The following is a 6,680-nucleotide window of genomic DNA, read 5'->3' as shown; positions in this document are numbered from 1 at the left end:
AAGGATTCGAAAAATTAGAACGATGGATAGATGGATTACAACAGAAACACCGTTTAAAAGGGCTCATAATTGGTATGGAGCCGACAGGACACTACGGGTATAACCTGGCGAATTGGCTTGCCGACAAGGGCAAGAGCGTTGTCATGGTGAATCCGGCCACCACCAAACGAAACAAGGAGAATCGCGATAATTCTCCCTCCAAGAGTGATCCGAAGGATGCGCTTGTCATCGCTGACGTGGTTAGCCGAGGCTTCTACTATGAATATTCGCGACAGGCTATTATCTTTCAAAGGTTGCGAACGATTATGAGTGATCGGGAATTTTGGGTGACGAATAGTGTACGTCTACAGAACCGGATTATTCGCTGGGTAGATATTCGCTTCCCCGAGTATTTCTCGGTGTTTAAAGATTGGACCTGCAAACGTTCCCTAGCTACGCTTAAGAATTCCCTTTACCAAAGGACCTAGAGTCTCTGTCCGTATCAGAGGTGATTACAGGATGGAGAGAGCATATGAAGCGAACCGGCGGCTCCACTGGCATGCAGAAGGCTGCGCAACTCATTGCTCAAGCTAAGAGTAGTATAGGCGAAACGTCTGCCCTAAATGAATCGAAGCAGGATTTGGGGCGGCTATTACAAGAATTCGAACGGATTAATGAGATACTAGAAAGATTTGAAAAAGATATACAATAATTGCTCAGCGATATTCCTATGTCCGATCAACTTCGATCAATCGGTCTAGGCACGATCTGTATGGCAGCCATTCTATCAGGTGCTGGCGACCTTAGACAGTATGCCCATGGACGTCAATTATTGCGTAAGGCAGGCTTAAACCTAGCCGAAAGCACTTCGGGGAAACGCAAGGGACAGATCGTGCTTTCTAAAAGAGGTGATGCTACGCTGCGAAAATATCTGTACCTGGCCATGCTCCAACTTGTTGGAAATAACCCTTTGTTCCGACAGATGCATGAGGTTCCCGCATGCCCAAGACCAGAGCATCGGTGCCTAATGAGCTTGCTTTCTGAACAACAGCTGTATTCCATGGCGACGAAATCCTGCGAATGAGTGAGTATATGTGAGATAAACCCTTAAAACCGAGGGACGGNCCACACGTTTCTTCTGTTCCCGTATGCCCAAGACCAGAGCAACGGTGTCTAATGAGCTTGCTTTCTGAACAACAGCTGTATTCCATGGCGACGAAATCCTGCGAATGAGTGAGTATATGTGAGATAAACCCTTAAAACCGAGGGACGGGTACGATAGTTCAATGATGGCAGAGGCGAACCAGTCCTTTGAGGGGGCGGGTTTTTTCAATAATATAAGATAAGTTATTTACTGAAAACGCCGTTACGCTAACTGGCAGGATAGCGAAATTGCCAATTACTTAAAAAGGGAAATAGCAGTGTATAGAAGAATATTTTTCTAAGGGTATTGAGATTCAGTGGTTCACGAAAGGAATGTAGAGATNTATGACGAGTTTATTAACTTATTGGCATTGGTAGATTTTAAAAAGAACGAGGATTTACTGTTGCTTCTTGGTGACTACGTAGACAGRGGAGCACGAAGTAAAGATGTTGTTGAGAAAGTTCTGCAACTGGTTCAGGGAGGAAATGTTATTGCGATTCGAGGAAACCATGACCAACGATTCATTGACATGACCAGCGAAGATGAAACCGTTAAAATGAAATTTTTTCAACAYGGTGGACTTATTACATTAGAAAGCTATTGTGGTTTATCTCTAGTGGGTATGTCAGATGAAGAAAAATTACAATTTGGAAAAGAGTACATTACAAGCACTTCAACCATCATATATCTTTTTTGAATAGCCTTCCATTTTACTACGAAGACAAAGAACATATTTATGTCCATGCAGGTTTGAATYCATCCTTTGAAAATTGCAAGAACAATCAGAACATGATTTTATGTATATCAAAGAACCTTTCTACAAAGCACCTACTGTAGTTGATAAGACCGTGCTATTTGGACATACCAAAGTCGTAGAGTTACATGACAAGGCCGATATATGGTTTGRTGGGGATAAAATTGGTGTTGATGGYGGTTGTKCCTATGGGCTTCAATTGAATTGCTTGGAAATAAGGGAAGGTAACTATAAAACTTACTTCGCATTAGTTAACAATGCTAAATGAATAAAAATGAAGGTTCTGATCATTCCGCTAACGGGTACGATAGTGCCATGACAACAGACTGCGTGGATCATTGGCAGTCTGACTTAAATTCAAAAGATATGATGGCGCACCTAACAGTAGGACAGTTTAATGAACCTTGCTAAGTATAATATGGTGAAATATAAAAGAAACCGTTAATRCAGGAGGAAGAAAAAGTGGTCGATATTATCGAAAAACAGCMGTTTTCAGTTATTGGTAAATTGGGGGAAGGACTTGCAGTTGAAGGCCCAATGTGGATACCACCATTATGGCAAGAGGCAAATAGTAACTTTGCTGAGATACATCTTTCAAACTTCAGAAGTTTGAAAGATGGAAAGAAGAAGGTAAATATTTAGCAGGATGCGAAGTTACAGACGACGCTATTGCCCCAAATGGATGGACAAAATGGGTCATTCCAGCATTCAAATATGTTGTAACAARATGTACTCAAGATTCTTATCAAAACATTTTTAATCATATGATTGCAGATTATTTACCCCAAAACAATTATCAAATCGTTGGAGCAATTCAAGAATTTTACAACCCTAAAGATAATGCCGATGAATTGTATTTATACTTCCCAGTTGAAAAAATATAATTACCCTCGCATTACGGGTACGATAGCTGAATCAAGATATGCAGCAGCCGGCCATCACAATCGGCTGCTTTTTCCGTTAAAGTAACGGGAGTTAACGCTATCTTGTGAAGGATATTTATGGGGAATACCGAATGGTTAAACGAAACCAATAACAATTAAAAAAGTGAGGAAGAAAATGAATATAGTTCTTGTAGGTATGTCTGGTGCTGGTAAAAGCACTTTAGGCGTGTTGCTTGCAAAAGCCTTAGGAAAGGATTACGTGGATACGGATATTGTCATTCAGCAACATGAGGGTAGGTTGTTACAAGAGATAATTGATAATGATGGTATCGAAAAATTTATGCAGATCGAAGAAAAAACTGTGTCTGAATTGCAACTAAAAAATTGCATTATATCTACAGGTGGAAGCGTTATATATTCAGAAAAGGCCATGAATGTCCTTAAACAGGATGGTCAGGTCATTTATTTACATATCCCATATGAAGAGATTAAGAGGAGACTAATAAACGTAACAACCAGAGGCATTATTATAAAGAAAGGCAATAGTCTTAAGGACGTTTACGAGGAAAGATATCCTCTATACAGAAAGTACAGTGATAAAACCCTTGATTGCTTAAATAAGGATATAGAACAATGTGTAGGTGAAATTATAGAACTAATACAAGAAAGTCATGGTGATCATTGAGCTCCCTCAGAGAATAAGGATTTTCTCGCGAATGCTCACTCATTCGCAGAATTTCACATGCATGTTTAAATAGGAGTTTAAATGATAATATAACATGGGCTAGGCAGTTCCGTTTGAGGGCATGCGGGAATAGAAGGTGTTGGTCTATTTACAACATCTTCCACAGAAAGATATGCTGCACGTCTCTCTCCACAAAGTCCTTGGGATTCACTCTCCCAAATCTCAACGGGTCTAAGCCCTTACATTCCTTCGTCCTATCTATCCAAGGTGTGGAGCCCGATCAACGTTAACGGAACGGGTCTATGCCCTAAAGCCTAAAAATCTCGGTACTCCGTGCTTTCTTTGTGAAATCCTGTGAACGAGCTCATCTACGTGTCTGGGTTGCGAATTTAGTTGTTAAGCTGCTAGTGGCGGTTGAGCCTTATCCGTGGAGAAAGTTTGTCCTTCTCTCGCCATGGCTACAAGCATTCGAGCCAATTTCCCAATCAACTTCATCATGGATTGCATTTTCGTCATTCGTTTTACTTCAATATTGTGTGCATGCAGGGCTTGGAATGYACGATTGTGAGATAAGAGGTGAAACACCGAGAAGTACAAATGCTTCCGTAGTAATGAGTTTCCTCGTTTGGTTAGCTTAATGTGCCCCTTATACTTACCAGAACTACGTTCCGCTAAGTTTAATCCAGCCTTTCGCAATAACTGATTCCCGTGAGACAGCTTACGTAAGTCCCCGCCAAATGCGAATATGGCAGCCGTTGCAGGAACGGAAACACCGACGGATCGAACGAGATCAGAACAGGGGATCTCTGGCAAWAGCTTTTCAATCATCTCGTCCGCTTCATCAATGATGTGGCAGATTCGTTCATATTCTTCGATGAGGTGCCTAAGTTCCCATTTGTCTTCTTCAAGGGCAGTAGTGAAAACGACGCAAAGTGGCTAATGAACGAGGACTAAAAATATCTTCGAACGCTTGCCTGTATTCTGGAAAACGGATATCCAGCCAGCGGTGGATTCTGTTCTTAATCCGTCCGGATTTAACAACCCAATGCTCTCTGTTTGTGACAATAACCCTTAAGCGGCGGAAGTCTTCTTCCTTTGGAGAGAAGGGAGTGTAGAACCCGCGGCTCACTGCATCGGCAATGACCAAAGCGTCCTTTGGGTCATTTTTTGAGGGGGAGTTGTCTCTGTTTTCCTTATTGCGTTTGGTCGTCATTGGATTGACAAGGACAACAGAAACCCCTTGTTTCACCAACCAATTGGCGATATTGAACCAGTAGTGACCGGTACTCTCCATTCCCACAACGACGTCATTCATGTTGTGCATTTTCTGAAATTTACGAATACTGCTCATTAAATGCTCAAAGCCCGCATGGTCGTTCGAAAACATAATTGGGCGATTGGTGAGGACAATACCTCGAAAGTTAATAGCTTGAGCAGCATGTTTCTCCTTNAAATGCTCAAAGCCCGCATGGTCGTTCGAAAACATAATTGGGCGATTGGTGAGGACAATACCTCGAAAGTTAATAGCTTGAGCAGCATGTTTCTCCTTTGCAATGTCGATGCCTATGACAAGAGTGGTAGTGGAAATACGTTCTACACGTTGATTTTGAACTTTAGTTAGTCTAGACTTCATAATAACGCCTCCTAAGGTGAGTTCTGAGGGCAGCAACCCAGTACATACTCATCCTAGCGGGGCGTTCGTTTTTCTGCAAATCGAATCTACTAACACCTACAGGAATGTTAACGGGTACGATAGCAGCAATGAAAAGACTGTAGAAATTGAAGTATTTCTCAACTAACTGTAAGGATGGTGAATAATTTCGCGAATACTTTATGTATGGAATTTTTGCGAAGTTCGTAAATAAGACGTTATATGAAAGAACCGAAAAATATATTAATTCAAAGGATGTGAAATATGAAATTAAAGAATAAATTAATACTTTCAATACTAATGGTAACTTGTCTTGGGACAGTAATATTTATAACTTACTTTTTAAATCAAAATCCACTTGTCTCGGATGGATTTTCCGAATACAACAACCAAAGAACACTAGTGGATATTTCAATAATTAATAAAGGAGTTTCAGACATTTATCTTCAAGATATAAAGATAAATGATAAGTTGCCCTTAAAGACACAGTTAGTTATTAGTTATACTGCTCAATTAGTTGCTGGGGGCATTGACGATGAACCCTTAGCAAGATTTTTAGAAATAAATGAAGAACCTATTCACCCAGAATTAACCCCTCAGGAAAAGCAAGAGGCTTTTAAGACAAAAACAACACCAATTCACTATGGTATTAGAATTAATAGTGAAGAAGATATAACTACAATTAAAATCAAATATAGATATTTTGGAATTCCTTTTGAAAGAGAGATTAATCTTGATACATGGCCTGAATAATTATTAAGTAATCAAAGAAGTCGGTTCCTTCATATACACCACTTAACGCAACGGGTATTCGCTAACAAGCTGAGGATCGCTCGCGAGTCTCTTTGATCAAACTGTAGGGCGAGCCATATCTTCGTCGACCAGTACGTCGTATGTCTGATGAAGAGATCACCCGGAGCCTGGCGCAATCATTCGATATAATAACCGATCGGTATGAAGAACGGCGAACCGTACGTGATCATCTGAACACGTTAGTTATGTGCCAGCCTTCTTTCGCATCTAAATACAATAAAGAAAACGGAGCCCGTTCAACTAACGGGTACGATAGTTCAACACCAAAACGGCTGCCGCGGGGCAGCCGTCATTGCGCTAACGGGCAGATTTCTTCAATACAAATCGAATATACTAAAAGTTAGCTTGGGGGGATTTCATGAGAACACATGTTTTAATTGGTTTATCTCTTGGTGGTACACTTAAGATAGCATTGGAGAGCCACCAAATAAACGACCATGTTGTCGTAATGGTTGATGATTTAATGTGGGGACCACTTGGCAATGTACTGTCGGATCATGTTCAGACAGTACGCCTTAATTGGTGGGAGCAAGTCTTAAATGATGAGGATTTATCCGATGACATTCCTTTTCTTCGTGAAAAATATAAGATTTTTAACGAATGGGCAAATTCACTCACAGATAGTGACTCGCTTCTTTTCTGGGTAGGAGACAATCCAACAGATTATATAGTGACCTTGCCTTAATAAAGTAGACAGCAAGAAAGCCTCATTTACAAACGTTAGTCTAATCATTAAACCGCCTCAAAAAGCTGAAATGGCGGGATGTAAT

Annotated in this window: 9 protein-coding genes and 2 pseudogenes; 9 read left to right on the top strand and 2 right to left on the bottom strand. The window is 40.7% G+C overall.

Annotation, left to right across the window (positions count from 1 at the left end):
• From ASG81_RS33435 to ASG81_RS29340, 7 genes are all read left to right on the top strand, one after another.
• The coding region (locus ASG81_RS33435) for an IS110 family transposase (protein ID WP_235549090.1) at nt 1–467 on the top strand (467 nt) is incomplete at its 5' end.
• Nucleotides 468–511: 44 nt separating this feature from the next.
• Complete coding sequence (locus tag ASG81_RS33430) at nt 512–691, top strand: hypothetical protein (protein ID WP_056643356.1); 180 nt, start codon at nt 512–514, stop codon at nt 689–691.
• Nucleotides 692–709: 18 nt separating this feature from the next.
• Nucleotides 710–1,063, top strand: coding sequence for a transposase (locus tag ASG81_RS33425; RefSeq protein WP_327205205.1), 354 nt, complete (start codon nt 710–712; stop codon nt 1,061–1,063).
• Nucleotides 1,064–1,466: 403 nt separating this feature from the next.
• Nucleotides 1,467–1,820, top strand: a 354-nt coding sequence (locus ASG81_RS33420) for a metallophosphoesterase (RefSeq protein ID WP_235549089.1), incomplete at its 5' end; no start/stop codon positions are given.
• Nucleotides 1,821–2,339: 519 nt separating this feature from the next.
• A complete protein-coding gene (locus tag ASG81_RS29345) occupies nt 2,340–2,519 on the top strand; it encodes a hypothetical protein (RefSeq protein ID WP_056643348.1) in 180 nt (59 codons plus the stop codon).
• Between the two features lie 26 nt (nt 2,520–2,545).
• Entirely contained in the window at nt 2,546–2,761 is a 216-nt protein-coding gene (locus tag ASG81_RS30480) for a hypothetical protein (RefSeq protein ID WP_081417662.1), read from the top strand.
• Between the two features lie 175 nt (nt 2,762–2,936).
• Nucleotides 2,937–3,446: a shikimate kinase gene (locus ASG81_RS29340; RefSeq protein ID WP_056643346.1), complete on the top strand. Its 510-nt coding sequence runs from the start codon at nt 2,937–2,939 to the stop codon at nt 3,444–3,446.
• 396 nt (nt 3,447–3,842) lie between these two features.
• Here the strand turns inward: ASG81_RS29340 and ASG81_RS34300 are convergent.
• Nucleotides 3,843–4,896, bottom strand: a pseudogene (locus ASG81_RS34300) (IS110 family transposase); the annotation flags it as partial.
• A gap of 1 nt (nt 4,897) precedes the next feature.
• Nucleotides 4,898–5,079 (bottom strand): annotated as a pseudogene (locus tag ASG81_RS34295) (IS110 family transposase); the annotation flags it as partial.
• A 282-nt stretch (nt 5,080–5,361) separates the two neighbouring features.
• Between ASG81_RS34295 and ASG81_RS29330 the strand changes: the two are divergent.
• Both ASG81_RS29330 and ASG81_RS29325 read left to right on the top strand, forming a co-directional pair.
• Nucleotides 5,362–5,850, top strand: a complete 489-nt coding sequence (locus tag ASG81_RS29330; RefSeq protein ID WP_056643342.1) for a hypothetical protein — start codon at nt 5,362–5,364, stop codon at nt 5,848–5,850.
• A 418-nt stretch (nt 5,851–6,268) separates the two neighbouring features.
• Nucleotides 6,269–6,595, top strand: a complete 327-nt coding sequence (locus ASG81_RS29325; RefSeq protein WP_056643339.1) for a DUF1835 domain-containing protein — start codon at nt 6,269–6,271, stop codon at nt 6,593–6,595.
• Nucleotides 6,596–6,680: the final 85 nt, after the last annotated feature.

Origin of the sequence: Paenibacillus sp. Soil522, from assembly GCF_001428245.1 — a bacterium.
Classification (GTDB): domain Bacteria; phylum Bacillota; class Bacilli; order Paenibacillales; family Paenibacillaceae; genus Pristimantibacillus.
The sequence above is the reverse complement of the archived record's forward strand: the minus strand, read 5'-3'. Positions and strand labels throughout refer to the sequence as shown.

Coding starts and splice junctions, on each gene's coding strand:
- ASG81_RS33430 (WP_056643356.1), top strand. CDS start 512: ATGAAGCGAACCGGCGGCTCCACTGGCATGCAGAAGGCTGCGCAACTC.
- ASG81_RS33425 (WP_327205205.1), top strand. CDS start 710: ATGTCCGATCAACTTCGATCAATCGGTCTAGGCACGATCTGTATGGCA.
- ASG81_RS29340 (WP_056643346.1), top strand. CDS start 2,937: ATGAATATAGTTCTTGTAGGTATGTCTGGTGCTGGTAAAAGCACTTTA.
- ASG81_RS29330 (WP_056643342.1), top strand. CDS start 5,362: ATGAAATTAAAGAATAAATTAATACTTTCAATACTAATGGTAACTTGT.
- ASG81_RS29325 (WP_056643339.1), top strand. CDS start 6,269: ATGAGAACACATGTTTTAATTGGTTTATCTCTTGGTGGTACACTTAAG.